The following is a 14,126-nucleotide window of genomic DNA, read 5'->3' as shown; positions in this document are numbered from 1 at the left end:
CTTGACCCGCCTTCTTCGGCGCTGCGCTGCCGTCGCGCTGCTGGCAGCTTCCTTTGCTTTGGCGTTCTTCGTGATCCGCTATCAACCGCACGTCGAGCACGTGATTCGGGTAATCGGACCCTTTGCGTATCCCCTCGCGATCGTAATCTTTGCCGTCGTGGCGTCCGCTCCGTTTTCGGTGACCGACGCGCTCGCGATCATGAATGGAGCGATCTTTGGCCCGGTTAAGGGGACGCTTATCGATGCGGTTGGCCTCTTCTTCGCGGCGCTGCTCGGCTATTGGATCAACCTGCACGCGACCAAACTCTTCGATCTGCAACAATCGCTCGACCGGCTGCCGCCATGGGTCAAACGCTTTCCGGTCGGTTCTCCCGCCTTTTTGCTGGCAGTGCGCGTCATCCCGGGTTTTGGCGGAACCGTCGCGACGACCACGGCAGCCACCTTTCGCGTCCCGATCTGGATTCACGTGTGGACGATGTGCGCCATCGCCGTGCCGATCTGCGCGCTGTTGACGATTTTCGGCGATCGGCTGACGGTCGCGCTGCACGGCTACGAATGGCGCGCCCGCCACTACGCGCGTACGTACTGTATCACGCATCGCTGCCCGCACTTTCACTTCCGCCGTCGCGGGGAACCCTCGCCTTCGCCATGACGCCCGCCATCGTCGCCGATTCAGCCGCCCTCGCGCGCCTCTGCGCGCAGGTTCGCGACGCGGCGCGGGTTGCGTTGGATACCGAGTTCCACGCCGAGCGCACGTACTCGCCGCGGCTGATGGTCGTTCAACTCGCCTTTGACGAAGGTGCGGCGATCGTCGACGCACTGGCATTGCCCGACCTTCGAGAGCTGGTGCTGGCGTTGACGCAGACCACGGTCGTCGGTCACGCGCTCTCCGCCGATCTGAAGATCTTCGCCGATCGTTACGACCTCGTGCCGTCGCGGGTCTTCGATACGCAAGTCGCGGCGGCGTTTCTCGGATACGGTATGCAGGTCTCACTCGCCGACCTCGTGCGCAGCGTCCGCGCCGTAGGTTTGTCGAAATCGCAGACGGTCAGCGACTGGTCGGCAAGGCCGTTTTCCGAGCGGCAGATCGAGTACCTGGTAGGCGACGTCGTGCATTTGCTGCCCGTGTGGGACTCGCTCCAGCCGCGACTCGAGCAAAAAGGGCGCTACGAGTGGGTCTATGAGGAATGCGCCGAACTCGGCGATATCGAGCGGTATCGAATGGACGAGCGGCGCGCGTATTTACGCATTCCGGGCGCGATGCGGATGAGCCGTCGCGAGCTGGGCATTCTCAGCGAGCTCGTACGGCTGCGCAACGATGTCGCACGCGATCGCGACCTTCCGGTGAGATACATACTCCCCGACGACGTCGTCGCCGGACTGGCGACGACCAAACCGGCACGCGCCGACGATTTCGCGCAGCTGCGCCGGTTCGATGGCGGAATGAAGCGCCAGCTTGGGCCTGCAATACTCGAAGCGGTTGCGCGCGGCCAGGCGCTGCCCGAGGACGATTTGCCGCAGCGTCCCGTTCGGCCGGCAACGCCCGCGCGCGATGCGCTCGTTTCGTTGCTCGGGGCCGCGATCTCCGAGATCGCTCGTGAAGCGGGGCTGCCGTCGAGCCTGCTGGTGCCGCGGGCTGCGCTCGAACGGATCGCGCGCGAGGTCCCGCGCGATCGGGCGAGCTTCGAGCGCGGCCTGGCGCTGCAGCCCTGGCGGCTGGCGCTCGTCGGGGATCCCCTCTGGCGGCTGTTGTGCGGCCGCGCCTCGTTATGGATCGAAGGCTACGCGAGCGGCGATCCCAAAGTACGGCTGCTCGATGAACAACCACCCGAATAGCTTCAACGCGCTTGACACGCTTCGCGCCGGCGATCGCTCCTATGCGTACTTTCGCCTGGCGGCGCTCGAAGAGAGCGGCCTCACGAAACTCTCGCGGCTCCCATTTTCGCTCAAAATTTTGCTCGAGAACCTGCTGCGATGCGAGGACGGCATCGGCGTAAGCAGAGACGATATCGAAACCTTGGCGCGTTACGACGGAGCCCCCGGGAAGGAGCGGGAAATCGCCTTTTCGCCCGCGCGCGTTCTGCTGCAAGATTTTACCGGCGTACCCTGCGTCGTTGATCTTGCGGCGATGCGCGACGCGATGGCGGCGATGCGGGGCGATCCTGCCAAGATCAATCCGCTGCAGCCCGTCGAGCTCGTCATCGATCACTCCGTGCAGGTGGATTATTTCGGCTCAAACGGCTCGCTGGAAAAGAACACCGATCTCGAGTTCGAGCGCAATCGCGAGCGCTACGCCTTCCTGAAGTGGGGACAGTCTGCGTTGAGCGGCCTTCGCGTGGTCCCGCCGGGAACCGGAATCGTGCATCAGGTCAATATCGAGTATCTTGCGCGCGTCGTCTTCGGTGCCTCCGGCGAGACGAGCGCTGCGCTCGCCTATCCGGATACCGCCGTGGGGACCGATTCGCACACGACGATGGTCAACGGTCTGGGCGTCCTTGCATGGGGCGTCGGCGGGATCGAAGCCGAAGCGGCGATGCTCGGCCAGCCCGTGACGATGCTGATCCCGCAAGTCGTCGGTTTTCGTCTCGAGGGCGCATTGCGAGAAGGCGTGACCGCTACGGATTTGGTGCTGACCGTCGCCGAGATGCTTCGGCGCAAGGGCGTGGTTGGAAAGTTCGTCGAGTTCTACGGCAGCGGACTCTCGGCATTGCCGGTCGTCGACCGCACGACGATCAGCAACATGTCGCCGGAGTTCGGTTCGACGGTGGCGATCTTTCCGGTCGACGAACGTACGTTGGAGTACTTGCGTCTCACCGGCCGCTCGCAGGCGCAAATCGATCTCGTGGAAGCCTACGCTGCAGCGCAAGGTCTCTTCCGCACCGATGCGACGCCGGACCCCGAGTTTACCGATACGCTTTCGCTCGACCTCGGTACGGTCGAACCGTGCCTCGCGGGGCCGAGCCGGCCGCAGGATCGCGTCCCGTTACGCGACGTCAAACGCAACTTCCAGGAGGCGGCCAAAGAGTGGATCGCCTCGCGCGAGCGCAACGGTGCGATCGCGCGTTTCGAAGATGAGGGCGGAGGCGGAACGGCGACGATCGCGCAGACGGCGATGGATATCTATGACGGCGCCGTCGTGATCGCCGCGATTACCAGCTGCACGAATACATCGAATCCGTCGGTGCTCATCGGCGCCGGCCTGCTGGCGCGAAACGCCGTCGAGCGTGGTCTCTCGGTGCAGCCGTGGGTGAAAACTTCGTTGGCGCCGGGCTCAAAGGTGGTCACCGACTATCTCAACAAGGCCGGGCTGCGCGAGTACCTCGACCGGCTCGGCTTTAACCTCGTCGGCTACGGCTGTACGACCTGCATCGGAAACTCGGGGCCGCTGCCAACCGATGTTGCCGAAGCGGTTGCCGATCGCGACTTGATCGTAGCCGCGGTGCTTTCGGGCAATCGGAACTTCGAAGGACGTATCCACGCGCAGGTTCGAGCGAACTACTTAGCCTCGCCGCCGTTGGTCGTCGCTTACGCGCTCGCCGGTCGGATCGATCTCGATCTGACGAGCGAGCCGCTCGGGGTCGGCCGCGACGGACGCCCCGTCTACCTTGCAGAGATCTGGCCGAGCGACGACGAGATTTCGGCGACGATGGCCAGGGCGATCGGCGAAGAGATGTTTTCGACCGAGTACGCGCACGTCTTCGACGGTGACGAGAACTGGCGAGAGCTGCGAGTCGACGGCAGCGAGCGCTACGAATGGGATCCCAGATCGGAGTACATCAAGAAGCCGCCGTACTTCGAGGGAATGCCCGAGCGGCCGGCCCCGTTGGCGGACATCCCCGGCGCGCGCGCGATCGCCGTGCTCGGCGACTCGGTCACGACCGATCACATCTCGCCGGCCGGCAGCATCTCGAAGATCAGCCCCGCGGCGAAGTATCTTTTGGAACATGGCATCGAAGCGGCGGATTTCAACTCGTACGGCGCACGGCGCGGCAACCATGAGGTCATGGTGCGCGGAACCTTCGCCAACGTACGCCTGCGCAACGCGCTCGCCGACGGGGTCGAAGGCGGCGTCACCCGATATCTGCCGTCGGGCGAGCGAATGTCGATTTTCGACGCAGCGATGCGCTACCGGGCGGACGGCACGCCGTTGATCGTCTTAGCCGGAAAAGAATACGGTTCTGGTTCGTCGCGCGACTGGGCCGCCAAGGGCCCGTACCTGCTCGGAATCAAGGCGGTAATCGCCGAGTCGTTCGAACGGATTCACCGCAGCAACCTGATCGGGATGGGCGTCCTGCCGCTCGAATACGTCGACGAAGCGGATCGCTCGACCTTTGCTCTCACCGGTGAAGAGATTTTCGAAATCGACGGCATCGCCGGCGGCGTCGAACCGCAGATGCGCGCGCACGTCAAGGCGACCGATCCCAAGAGCGCCAAGTCGATCGAGTTTGACGTTCGAGTTCGCATCGACACGCCCAACGAAGCCGAGTATTACCGGCACGGCGGAATTCTTCAGTACGTGCTTCGCCAGCTGCGAAACAAGCGGTAACGACGAGGAGCACGCACGTGCAGCCAACGTCAATCGCCGGCATCGCGATGTACTCTCGCTGGCAACCCGACCGCAGCATGTTTTTCAATTCCTACTTCGTCGAGAGTGGCGCGGAGAATCTGCTGGTCGATCCGTTGCCGGCGGACGAGTCGGACATCGATGGAATGCTCGCTGCCGGCGGAGTCGCCTGGGTCGTCGTTACCAACCGCGACCACGAGCGCGCGTCGAGCGACTTGGCAGCCCGTTTCGGCGCGCGGATCGCTTCCGGCGCTGCGGACGCGAACGAACTCGCTCGTCCGCCCGACCGCATCCTGCGCGACGGTGACGAAATCGGCCCGGCGCGCGTGATCGCGCTCGAAGGCCTCAAAACGGCGGGCGAGTTTGCCTTGCACCTCCCCGCGACGCGCACCGTTATCGCGGGAGACGCACTATGGGGCGAACCGGTGGGCTCGCTTCGAATGATGCCCGACGATAAACTCATCGATCCGATTCGAGCGGCGCGTTCGCTCTGCCGGCTGCGCGAGGTCTTCCCGCTCAATCTCTTGGTCGGCGACGGCGCGCCGATTTTCGGGCGCGCGTACGAAGCAATCAACGACTGCTTGGAGCGCCGCAGCGAGGCCGCGGTCAACCGCGTCAACCTCGACGAGCTGCGCTTGCGAACCGAGACGGGTCCGGCAAACTATACCGTCGAGTTGGCCGAAATCGGTTTTCGCCTCGGGGCGGAAAGGCTCGGCTACTGGACGACGCGCATCGGGCCGGGCGGCGTCTTCTGCCCGATGCACTGGCACACGGCAGAAGAGGAGCTGTTCATCGTGTGGGAAGGCACGCCGGCGGTCGAGACTCCACACGGATCGATACCGCTGCGCCCCGGCGACTTCGTCGCCTTTCCGACGCGCGAATTCGGCGCGCACAAACTGGTCAACAATAGCGACGCTCCGGCGACCGTTATCTTGATCTCCAACGTCTCGCCGCACGACGTTTGTTTCTATCCGGATTCGAAGAAACTGCTCGTCGAGAAGACCGACACGTTGGTGCGTTCCGAGCCGCTGCTCGATTACTACGACGGCGAGGCGTAGCCGGCCGCGCCTAGAGGTCGACGCGCCCCAGCTTGTTCGAGCCCGTCTCCACGAACCACATGTTGCCGTCGGGCCCTTGCACGATTCCGGTTGGGTTTCCGTTGCCGCTTGGGACCGCGTATTCCGTGATCTTGCCGCGGGTCGTGACGCGGCCGATCTTCGCATCTGAATACGAGTAGGGAGACGGCTCCTTCGATTCCGTGAACCATAACGAACCGTCCGGACCCGCGGCGATGCCGTTAGGCTGCTCTTCTGCGGTAATCCCACGCGAGTACTCGGTCACCTTACCCTTGGCGGTAATGCGCCCGATTCTGCCGCCGTGCAGTTCGGTGAACCACAGGGCGCCATCTGGACCCGTGACGATCGAGTAAGGCTCGGATCCAGCAGTAATGCCTGCAGCGAACTCGGTGATTTTTCCTTGGACGGTGATGCGGCCGATGCGATCGCCGCTCGATTCGGCAAACCAAAGAGCGCCGTCGGGGCCGAGCGCGATACCTTGGATCACCGCGCCTTGGGAAAGTCCCTGCTTATAAATCGAAATATGCCCGGAAAGGTCAACGCGTCCGATCGCCCCGTAAAAACCATCGTCTGCAAACCACAAGGCGCGGTCCGGGCCGGCGGCGATTCCTTGAGGCTCGCCGAGGTCGTACGGCGCGAGCGAGTAGGTCGTTATCTGCCCGCCAACGGTGACCCGAGCAATGAGCCCGTCGCCAAAATCGGTGAGCCACAGAGCCCCATCGGGCCCCTGCGCGATTCCTTCGAAGGCCGGACTCGCGTCGTTCTGATAATGAATGGTTTTCGTGCGCTTACCTGATGGCGATATACGCACCACCGCGCTCTCGCCCGCATCCTGATCGATGTCGTCGGCGATCCAAAGGGCGTAGCCGCGAACCGCGAGCGCGGTAGGAAAGTAGAAGGGGGTGTAGCCGCGCGGCAAGTCTTTAAACTCCTGGATCGTGACGCGTTTGGTGGACGATCGGGTTTGCGCGGTTCTTTGCGTGGATTGGGCGGTATTCTCCGGCAACGCCCCCGGCGTCCCCGAGTTCGAACAGGCCTGCGCTCCAAAGAGCATAGCCGCTGCGAGGGCAAAGCGACTCCAAGTGACGTTCATTGCGGTTCCTTTAAAATTCTGACGCGGCCGAGTTCGTTCGTACCCGTTTCGACGAACCAGAGATCGCCTTTGCGGCCCAGTGCGATCCCAGTCGGCTCGGAAGCGGGATTGGCGAGAGCGTACTGCGTGATGGCGCCTTGCAGCGTGATACGTCCGATCTTCGAATTCTGCACCGAGTACGACTGGTAGTTCTCGTACTCGGTGAACCACATCGCGCCATCGGGGCCAGCTGTGATGCCCGACGGCTCGTCCGCGGCCGTTATTCCGCCGGAGTATTCGGTCACCTTACCGCTCGTCGTGATACGCCCGATGCGGCCTCCCGCCGATTCGGTGAACCAAAGCGCGCCGTCGGGTCCGACGGCAATGGAGGTCGGCTGAGAACCCGGCGTAATGCCCTTCGAATAGTTTGTCACCGTTCCATCGACGGTGATGCGACCGATCGTGTCGATGCCCGCTTCGCAGAACCACAGCGCGTTATCGGGGCCGCCGGTGATGCCATTGGCACCTTCACCGACATCGTACGTTGTGATTTGCCCTGACGTCGTAATGCGGCCGACCTGAGCCGTCGAATCGAATTGAGCGGTAAACCAAAGCGCGCCGTCCGGACCGCTTGTAATGTCCCGTGGAGACTCGAAGTGCTTCAGTGGGAACCCTGTGAAGGTGCCCGAGGTCGACAAGCGGAGGATCTGCCGGTTAAACGAGTCGGCCAGCCATAGGGCGCCGTCCGAACCAGTCGTAATCGCGTCAAGCCCCGAGCCTTCGCTGACCGGGCCGTAATAGAAGTAGGTTTTTGAACGCTTACCCGACGGCAGAACGCGAACGACCGCGGACTCACCGTAATCTTGGTCCGTGTCGTCGGTTACCCAGAGCGCGCCGTCGGGCCCTACCGTAACCGCTGCCGGGTTATAGTAGCCCCGAGGCGCGACGAGGTCGTCGAACTGCTTGATCCGGGCTCGCTCGCTGGTCGCCTTCCCGGATCGTGCGTCGTTCGTTGTAGTGGTGTCCGGAGTAAGAGTTCCGCCGCCGCTAAAACCAGAGCAGTCGGCAGCGGCTACCAGCGAGCAAATTGCGAGAACGCGCAGTGGTAAAGCGTTGTTCACCGAATTCGCACGCGACCGACTTCGTTGGTATTGCTTTCGACAAACCAGATATCACCCTTGACGCCCTGGGCGATTCCGAGCGGCTCCGAGTCCGGATCGATTTTTGAATATTCGGTGATTTTGCCTTGCATCGTGATGTGGCCAATTTTAGAGCCGGCAACGCGGCTCGATTGTTGCTGGTGCTCGGTAAACCACATCGCGCCGTCGGGGCCGGCGACGAGATACTGCGGTCTTTCGGCTTGGGAGATGCCGCGCGAATATTCGGTGATGTGTCCGTGCGTCGTGATTCTGCCGATGCGCCCGGCCAAATCCGTGAACCAGAGCGCTCCATCCGGGCCGGGCGCAATCGAGAACGGCTGCGCGCCGGGCGAGAGTCCCTTGGAGTATCCGGTGATTTTGCCCGCGGTCGTAATGCGGTCGATGTTCCCCTCAAAGTCCGTAATCCAAAGCGCCTTATCGGAGCCGACGGCGAGGTCGACCAGCGCCCCAGGCTCGGGATATGACGTCATAGCGCCTGCCGTCGTCATTCGCACGACGTTCGATCCGGAGTCTCCTCCGTCGGTAAACCAAAGCGCCTTGTCGGGACCGGCGACGATGTTGTTTGGCGTGGCGTAGCCGCTGAGCGGAAAGCGCGTATACGTTCCGTCGAGCGTCATCCGAAGAATTTCAAAGTTGTATGCGTCGGTCATCCATAGCGCTCCGTCAGGCCCGGTCGTAATGCTGCCGAGCGACGAACCTTCGCTGGTTCGACCGTCGTAGAAATAGGTATTCGTGCGCCTTCCCGACGTCGAAATGCGAACGACGGCGTTCGACCCGGAGTCCTGATCGATGTCGTCGGTTACCCAGATCGCGCCGTCGGGTCCAACCGTAAGGTTTGAGGGGTGGTAGGAAACGCCGCTGCGGGGTCCCCTTCGGAAGATCCTCGAACGCTTTAATCGTTATTCGTTCGCGCGCTCCCTGCGGCGTTTGCGTACTGCCTCCCATCGTGGCGGCAGGCAGCGCGCCGGGAGAAGCCGAGCACGCCGGCATTCCAAACAGCGCGCCCGTTATAAGAAGGCCGGCCAGCGAAAACCTATTCACCTGTTTCATCGCGTCACCCCTTTCGGTGAAACCGAATTGCGAAGCGTTGCTCATCGAATTCGTAGCCTCCCGACTTCGTTCGTATTGGTCTCGACGAACCAAAGGTCACCCTTGAGACCTTCGGCTATGCCGGTCGGGCCCGAGACCGGATTGATCTTCGAATATTCGGTAATTCCGCCTTGCATGGTAATGCGCTCAACCTTTGCGTCTCCGGCGTAACTAAAATCGAATTCGGTAAACCACATCGCACCGTCGGGGCCGGCGACGAGATCCTGCGGCCTTTCGGTTGGGGTGATGCCGCTCGAGTATTCCGTAATCTGCCCGCGCGTCGTGATTCTGCCGATGCGCCCTACATCCGTAAACCAGAGCGCGCCGTCCGGACCGGGCGCAATCGACCCTGGCTTCGCACCGGGGGAAAGGCCTTTGGAATACCAGGTAATTTTCCCAGCCGGCGTAATCCGGCCGATGCGACCGTTGTCAAAGTCGGTAAACCAGAGCGCGCCATCGGAGCCGGAGGCGATGTCTAGCAAGTTGCCGGTGGTCGAGTACGACGTTACCGCGCCCTCCATCGTTATCCGCACAATAGCGGCATCCGTTCCAAAGTTCTCCGTCGCCCAGAGCGCCTTATCCGGACCGGTCACGATGCCGCCTAAGGTGCCGTCCGCTCCGAGCGGAAAGCGTGCATACCTTCCCCGAACGCTGAGCCGAACAATCTCGTCGTTGTAGCTATCGGTGACCCAGAGCGCACCGTCCGGCCCGGTGGTGATATCGTCCAAGTACGACCCCCCGCTCCTGGAGAAGCCGCTGAAGAAGTACGCGTGCGTGCGTCTTACCGGATGTCGAGATGCGCACGACCGCGCTTTCGCCGTAATCCGGATCGGCGTTATCCAATACCCAAAGCGCGCCGTCGGGTCCCACGGTGAGGTCGGACGGATCGTAAATATCGCTGCTGCTTCCACGCACGAGGTCGTTGAACTCTTTGACCTCTATTCGTTCGGGTACCGACGGCGGCGCTTGCAAACCCCGGCTAGCTTCGGCGGCCGGCAGCGCGCCGGTAGAACTTGAGCACGCGGGCATTCCAAGCAGCGCACCAATTATGAGAAGGGCGACCAACGAAAATACGTTCATACGCTTCAACCCGATACCGCTTCCGGTGAAACCAAATTGCGAAGCGTTGTTCATCGAATTCGCAGCCGTCCGACTTCGTTCGTACTGCCCTCGCCGAACCAAAGGTCACCCTTGAGGCCTTTGGTGATTCCGCTCGGCCCCGAGGCCGGATCGATCTTTGAATATTCGGTGATTTTGCCTTGCATCGTAGTGCGGCCGATCTTGGCGCCTGTTGAGCCCGACCCCGACCCGAACTCGGTAATCCACATCGCACCGTCGGGGCCGGCGACAAGGTCTTGCGGCATTTCGGTTTGTGTGATGCCGTTCGAGTATTTTGTAACCTTCCCACCCGTCGTGATTCTGCCGATGCGCCCTGCCAACTCCGTGAACCAGAGTGCACCGTCCGGCCCGGGCGCGATCGAGAACGGCTGCGCACCGGCGGATATGCCTTTGGAGTACTCGGTAATCTTCCCCGTCGTCGTAATGCGGCCGATGTGATTACCTCCGAAGTCCGTGAACCAGAGGGCTCCGTCGGAGCCGGAGGCGATGTCGATTAACTCGCCCGTGGTCGCGTACGGCGTCAGCTTGCCCTTCGTCGTCATCTTCACAACGTCGGCTTTCGCTCCAAAGTTTTCCGTGAACCAGAGCGCTTTATCTGGACCCGTCACGATGCCGGACGGGCTGCCGTACGAGCCGAGGGGGAAGCGAGTATACTTCCCCTGCACGCTGAGCCGAAGAATTTCTTCGTTGTAGCCGTCCGTGACCCAAAGCGCGCCGTCCGGCCCGGTGGTAATATCGTCCAAGTACGAACCCTGGCTGGTGACGCCGCTGAAAAAGTACGTGTTGGTACGTGTTCCGGACGTCGAGATGCGCACGACCGCGCTTTCGCCCGAATCCTGATCGGTGTTATTCGTTACCCAAAGCGCGCCGTCGGGCCCGACGGCAAGGTTAGACGGATCGTAAATCGCGCTGCTGCTTCCAGGCACGAGATCGCTGAACTGTTTGATTGGCACGCGTTCTCGTACGCGCTGCGCCGTCTGCAAAGAGTCGCTTTCCCCGGCCGGCACTGCGCCGGGTGAACCGGAGCACGAAGAAACGAGCGACATTGAACCGGACGGCGTCATTCTGAGCTCCTTCACCCCCGAAAAGATGATTATTATTACCATAAAATCGAGTCTAAAAAATAAATATAGTCACTTTTTCTTGCAGATATTGACTTTAGTTAATATTTCTCTTGGCATCCGGAGAAACGAATGGCTCGACGTGGGAACCCGGATAGTTGACACGCTCTGGGGGACAATATACTTGGCTCAGTGGGAGCATGGGCTAACATGGCGAAGCAGGCCGGATGGAACGTCGCAGCGGGATCGCCACTTTTATCGAGATGGCCGACGCCGTATCCCGAAAATGGGCGGCAAACGTGAACGGCGGGCGGGTCACTTTGGGGCTTATCATCTTGGCCGCTATCTTCGGCGGGATATATCGGGCCGCATCTAGTTTTCCCGGCGACCTACCCCAATGGGGTGCAATTTCAAAGAACCTGGCAACCTACGTCGGTATTTGTGCTGGTTTATGGTTGGTTGTTTCATTTTTTGCAGCTCTAGTGCAGGCGTGGGGGGAACAGTCCCATAGCCTACGCTTAGCCAACGCGGACCTGACTGCGAAACAGCCGAAACTTACGCTTCGCATAGAGCATCTCACCGTTCAATCAAAGTCCCAAGTAGGAGCGGACGAGAGCCTCTTTATCCTAGCGCTTGTGTCGGTAGCAAATAACGGATACCGCAGCACCGCTACTAAATGGCGAATGCAGGTGAGAGCGAGCATTCCGGTTCCAGAGGTACGGCTTGGCGATTGGCGGTACGTCGAAGAGGTTCAAGAAGTGGATTGGTCAGTTAAGCCGCCGGAGGCGTTGTCCAACAGGAAAGCCTACGACGATGACGATCACATTGGTACTATGACGGCAAGGCCGATCGAATCTGGTGAACGCCCGATGGGATTTTTCCTCGCACTTCTTCCGGCGGACAGCGCAACACAGCAAAACGTCCGTTCTATAAAAGTTCTGTGTGAGGATTTTAACGGCAACGTTGCCTTTGCTTCGCTTGATGGCGACCCAGGGCTTGACGGCTCTATCTACTTGGGGGAAAAGCACGCCGGGCAGTTCCCGCCCTATGGCTTCAAAGAGCTTCCGGTGCATCCTGATTGGAAAGACCGCTGATGGATAAAAGCCCGATGGACCGCTTCAAGGACTTCGTTTCCCAGATTCTTACCGTTACCAAAGAGGATGTGCAGAATATGGAACCCGAGGCTATTGACCCTTGCGAGCGGCCTGAGCCCGAAGAGTAGCGTTGCGCGTCTTGAGTTCTTTGTACGTGATACGCTTGCCCTCGACACCCTCTAGCGCGACGTTTAGGCGTGCACTATCGGCAAGCTCGCGGTTATTGAACCGCCATGCTTGCTCGTCAACGTATGCCTCCATGTGGAACGTCTTTGGGCAGATATACGTCCCGTTGATTGTGCGCTTCAAGCACGACCAAAAGTTTTCGATGGTGTTCGTATGAACGCGCCCGTTCACGTATTCGATCATGTGGTCCACAAAGGCGTGGACGAAATGCGGTTCGAGTCCACGGTACGACCGCAGCGCATCGGTATAGAGGGTCGAGCCTTTTGCCACGTTCGCGGTAAGAATCGGGGCGAGCGTGCTTTTCTTATAATCGGGCACGACCATCGCACGTACTTGGGACGGGTTGCCGCGTTCCGCTATGCCGAACACGACGGCCTTGTCGGTCGCAGGTCCGTGCGCTTGGACTTTGCGGGTATGGTATTTATTCCACGTCAGCTTAGCCTTAGCGCCGATGAAGGTTTCGTCCGCCTCGACCTCGCCCGTAAAGGGCTTTTCGATGGACTTGTCCTTCATCGCCAAACGGATACGGTGCAGCATGAACCAGGCCGTCTTTTGCGTCACACCGATGGCGCGGCCAAGTTCATGGGACGAAATGCCGTTCCGGTCGCCGCCGATCATCCACATGGCGGGGAGCCATTTGTCGAAGCCGATGGGCGAATCCTCAAAGATGGTTCCGACCTTCAGGGACGATTGCTTCTTGCAGTCCTTGCATTGAATCAGGCGGCGCGTTTGGACGAAACCGACGTTGGCCGAACCACATCCATATCGGGGACAGGCAAGGCCATTCGGGAAACGCAGGCTCATTACGAAATCGTGCGCCCGATCAAGGTCGCCAAAGTAGACAACCGCCTCGCGGAGGGTGGCGGGCTCAGGGGAGATTTTCGGCTTACGTGCTGGCATAAACCCATTATATCAGGCAAGCGTTAATGCGTCAAGTATATCGCCCCCCACCTCTTGTCAGCTTTTAGAGCATGACCCGGCGGAAGTCTGCGAGGAGCTCGGCGACATAGACGAGGAAGCGCGCGGCTCCCGCCCCGTCGACGACGCGGTGGTCGTAGCTGACGCTGATCGGGAGCATCAGGCGCGGAACGAACTTTTTACCGTCCCAGACCGGCTTGGTCTCCGTTTTCGTCGCGCCGAGGATCGCGACTTCGGGGGCGTTGACGATCTGGGTGAACGCCGTCCCGCCGATTCCGCCGATCGAAGAGATCGTGAAGCTTCCGCCTTGCATCTGCGCAAGCGACAGCTTCCCCTCGCGCGCCTTTCCGGCGAGCTCTTGGCACTCCCGCGCGATCTCGATCAAGCCCTTCGTGTCGGCGTTTCTTATGACCGGAACGACGAGACCGCCGGGCGTGTCGGCGGCGAATCCGATGTTGTAGTAGCGCTTGAGCACGAGTTCCTCGCCGTCAAGCGAGGCGTTGACGAACGGAAACTCCTTGAGCGCCGCGACGCATGCCGCCACGAGGAATGAGACCATCGTGAACTTGACGCCGTCGCGGGCATGCTCCTCGTTGAGGCGCTTGCGCCAGGCCTCAAGGTCGGTGATGTCGGCCTCATCGTTGTGGGTGACGTGCGGGATCATCACCCAGTTGCGCGCCAGATTGCGGGCCGAGATGCGCTGGATCCGCGACCGCTCAACGCGCTCCACCTCGCCGAACTTCTCAAAGTCGATCGACGGCCACGGCAGCAGGTCGAGCCCGACGCC

At 61.2% G+C, this 14,126-nt stretch carries 13 protein-coding genes; 5 read left to right on the top strand and 8 right to left on the bottom strand.

Going from position 1 to position 14,126, the window contains the following annotated elements; translation table 11 throughout:
• The first annotated feature begins 1 nt into the window (after window position 1).
• The 4 genes from VGG51_00065 to VGG51_00050 are packed head-to-tail and all read left to right on the top strand — an operon-like array spanning window position 2 to window position 5,622.
• Window positions 2-652 (top strand): VTT domain-containing protein, encoded by a 651-nt coding sequence (locus VGG51_00065; GenBank protein HEY1881418.1) that lies wholly within the window; start codon window positions 2-4, stop codon window positions 650-652.
• Window positions 649-1,836: a ribonuclease D gene (locus VGG51_00060; protein HEY1881417.1), complete on the top strand. Its 1,188-nt coding sequence runs from the start codon at window positions 649-651 to the stop codon at window positions 1,834-1,836. The genes VGG51_00065 and VGG51_00060 overlap by 4 nt, the downstream gene beginning before the upstream one ends.
• On the top strand, window positions 1,817-4,546 hold the full coding sequence (acnA, locus tag VGG51_00055) for an aconitate hydratase AcnA (protein HEY1881416.1): 2,730 nt from the start codon (window positions 1,817-1,819) through the stop codon (window positions 4,544-4,546). The genes VGG51_00060 and acnA overlap by 20 nt, the downstream gene beginning before the upstream one ends.
• A 17-nt stretch (window positions 4,547-4,563) precedes the next feature.
• The gene (locus VGG51_00050) at window positions 4,564-5,622 is read left to right on the top strand and encodes a cupin domain-containing protein (protein HEY1881415.1); all 1,059 of its coding nucleotides are present in this window, start codon (window positions 4,564-4,566) and stop codon (window positions 5,620-5,622) included.
• Between the two features lie 10 nt (window positions 5,623-5,632).
• On the opposite strand, the gene VGG51_00045 is transcribed toward VGG51_00050, so the two are convergent.
• From VGG51_00045 to VGG51_00020, 6 genes are all read right to left on the bottom strand, one after another.
• Window positions 5,633-6,733, bottom strand: a complete 1,101-nt coding sequence (locus VGG51_00045; protein HEY1881414.1) for a hypothetical protein — start codon at window positions 6,731-6,733, stop codon at window positions 5,633-5,635.
• Complete coding sequence (locus tag VGG51_00040; protein ID HEY1881413.1) at window positions 6,730-7,833, bottom strand: hypothetical protein; 1,104 nt, start codon at window positions 7,831-7,833, stop codon at window positions 6,730-6,732. The genes VGG51_00045 and VGG51_00040 overlap by 4 nt, the downstream gene beginning before the upstream one ends.
• The gene (locus VGG51_00035; protein HEY1881412.1) at window positions 7,830-8,522 is read right to left on the bottom strand and encodes a hypothetical protein; all 693 of its coding nucleotides are present in this window, start codon (window positions 8,520-8,522) and stop codon (window positions 7,830-7,832) included. The genes VGG51_00040 and VGG51_00035 overlap by 4 nt, the downstream gene beginning before the upstream one ends.
• Window positions 8,523-8,963: 441 nt before the next feature.
• The gene (locus VGG51_00030) at window positions 8,964-9,689 is read right to left on the bottom strand and encodes an SMP-30/gluconolactonase/LRE family protein (protein HEY1881411.1); all 726 of its coding nucleotides are present in this window, start codon (window positions 9,687-9,689) and stop codon (window positions 8,964-8,966) included.
• Window positions 9,640-10,095, bottom strand: coding sequence for a hypothetical protein (locus VGG51_00025; GenBank protein ID HEY1881410.1), 456 nt, complete (start codon window positions 10,093-10,095; stop codon window positions 9,640-9,642). The genes VGG51_00030 and VGG51_00025 overlap by 50 nt, the downstream gene beginning before the upstream one ends.
• The gene (locus VGG51_00020; protein ID HEY1881409.1) at window positions 10,092-11,186 is read right to left on the bottom strand and encodes a hypothetical protein; all 1,095 of its coding nucleotides are present in this window, start codon (window positions 11,184-11,186) and stop codon (window positions 10,092-10,094) included. Before VGG51_00020 ends, VGG51_00025 begins: the two co-directional genes overlap by 4 nt.
• 182 nt (window positions 11,187-11,368) lie before the next feature.
• Between VGG51_00020 and VGG51_00015 the strand changes: the two genes are divergently transcribed.
• Complete coding sequence (locus VGG51_00015) at window positions 11,369-12,235, top strand: hypothetical protein (GenBank protein HEY1881408.1); 867 nt, start codon at window positions 11,369-11,371, stop codon at window positions 12,233-12,235.
• A gap of 90 nt (window positions 12,236-12,325) precedes the next feature.
• Here VGG51_00015 and VGG51_00010 read toward each other — a convergent pair whose 3' ends face one another.
• Together VGG51_00010 and VGG51_00005 are read right to left on the bottom strand one after the other, a co-directional pair.
• Entirely contained in the window at window positions 12,326-13,321 is a 996-nt protein-coding gene (locus VGG51_00010) for an IS1595 family transposase (GenBank protein HEY1881407.1), read from the bottom strand.
• Between the two features lie 64 nt (window positions 13,322-13,385).
• Window positions 13,386-14,126, bottom strand: a 741-nt coding sequence (locus VGG51_00005; protein HEY1881406.1) for a 2-oxo acid dehydrogenase subunit E2, incomplete at its 5' end; no start/stop codon positions are given.

This window comes from Candidatus Cybelea sp. (assembly GCA_036489315.1).
Classification (GTDB): Bacteria; Vulcanimicrobiota; Vulcanimicrobiia; order Vulcanimicrobiales; family Vulcanimicrobiaceae; genus Cybelea.
This window is presented reverse-complemented; position numbering and strand designations above follow the sequence as displayed.

Excerpts from the sequence above, each read along its gene's own strand:
- VGG51_00025 (HEY1881410.1), bottom strand. The coding sequence starts at position 10,095 with ATGAACAACGCTTCGCAATTTGGTTTCACCGGAAGCGGTATCGGGTTG.
- VGG51_00015 (HEY1881408.1), top strand. The coding sequence starts at position 11,369 with ATGGAACGTCGCAGCGGGATCGCCACTTTTATCGAGATGGCCGACGCC.
- VGG51_00010 (HEY1881407.1), bottom strand. The coding sequence starts at position 13,321 with ATGCCAGCACGTAAGCCGAAAATCTCCCCTGAGCCCGCCACCCTCCGC.
- VGG51_00035 (HEY1881412.1), bottom strand. The coding sequence starts at position 8,522 with ATGACCGACGCATACAACTTTGAAATTCTTCGGATGACGCTCGACGGA.
- VGG51_00020 (HEY1881409.1), bottom strand. The coding sequence starts at position 11,186 with ATGGTAATAATAATCATCTTTTCGGGGGTGAAGGAGCTCAGAATGACG.
- VGG51_00060 (HEY1881417.1), top strand. The coding sequence starts at position 649 with ATGACGCCCGCCATCGTCGCCGATTCAGCCGCCCTCGCGCGCCTCTGC.
- VGG51_00045 (HEY1881414.1), bottom strand. The coding sequence starts at position 6,733 with ATGAACGTCACTTGGAGTCGCTTTGCCCTCGCAGCGGCTATGCTCTTT.
- acnA (HEY1881416.1), top strand. The coding sequence starts at position 1,817 with ATGAACAACCACCCGAATAGCTTCAACGCGCTTGACACGCTTCGCGCC.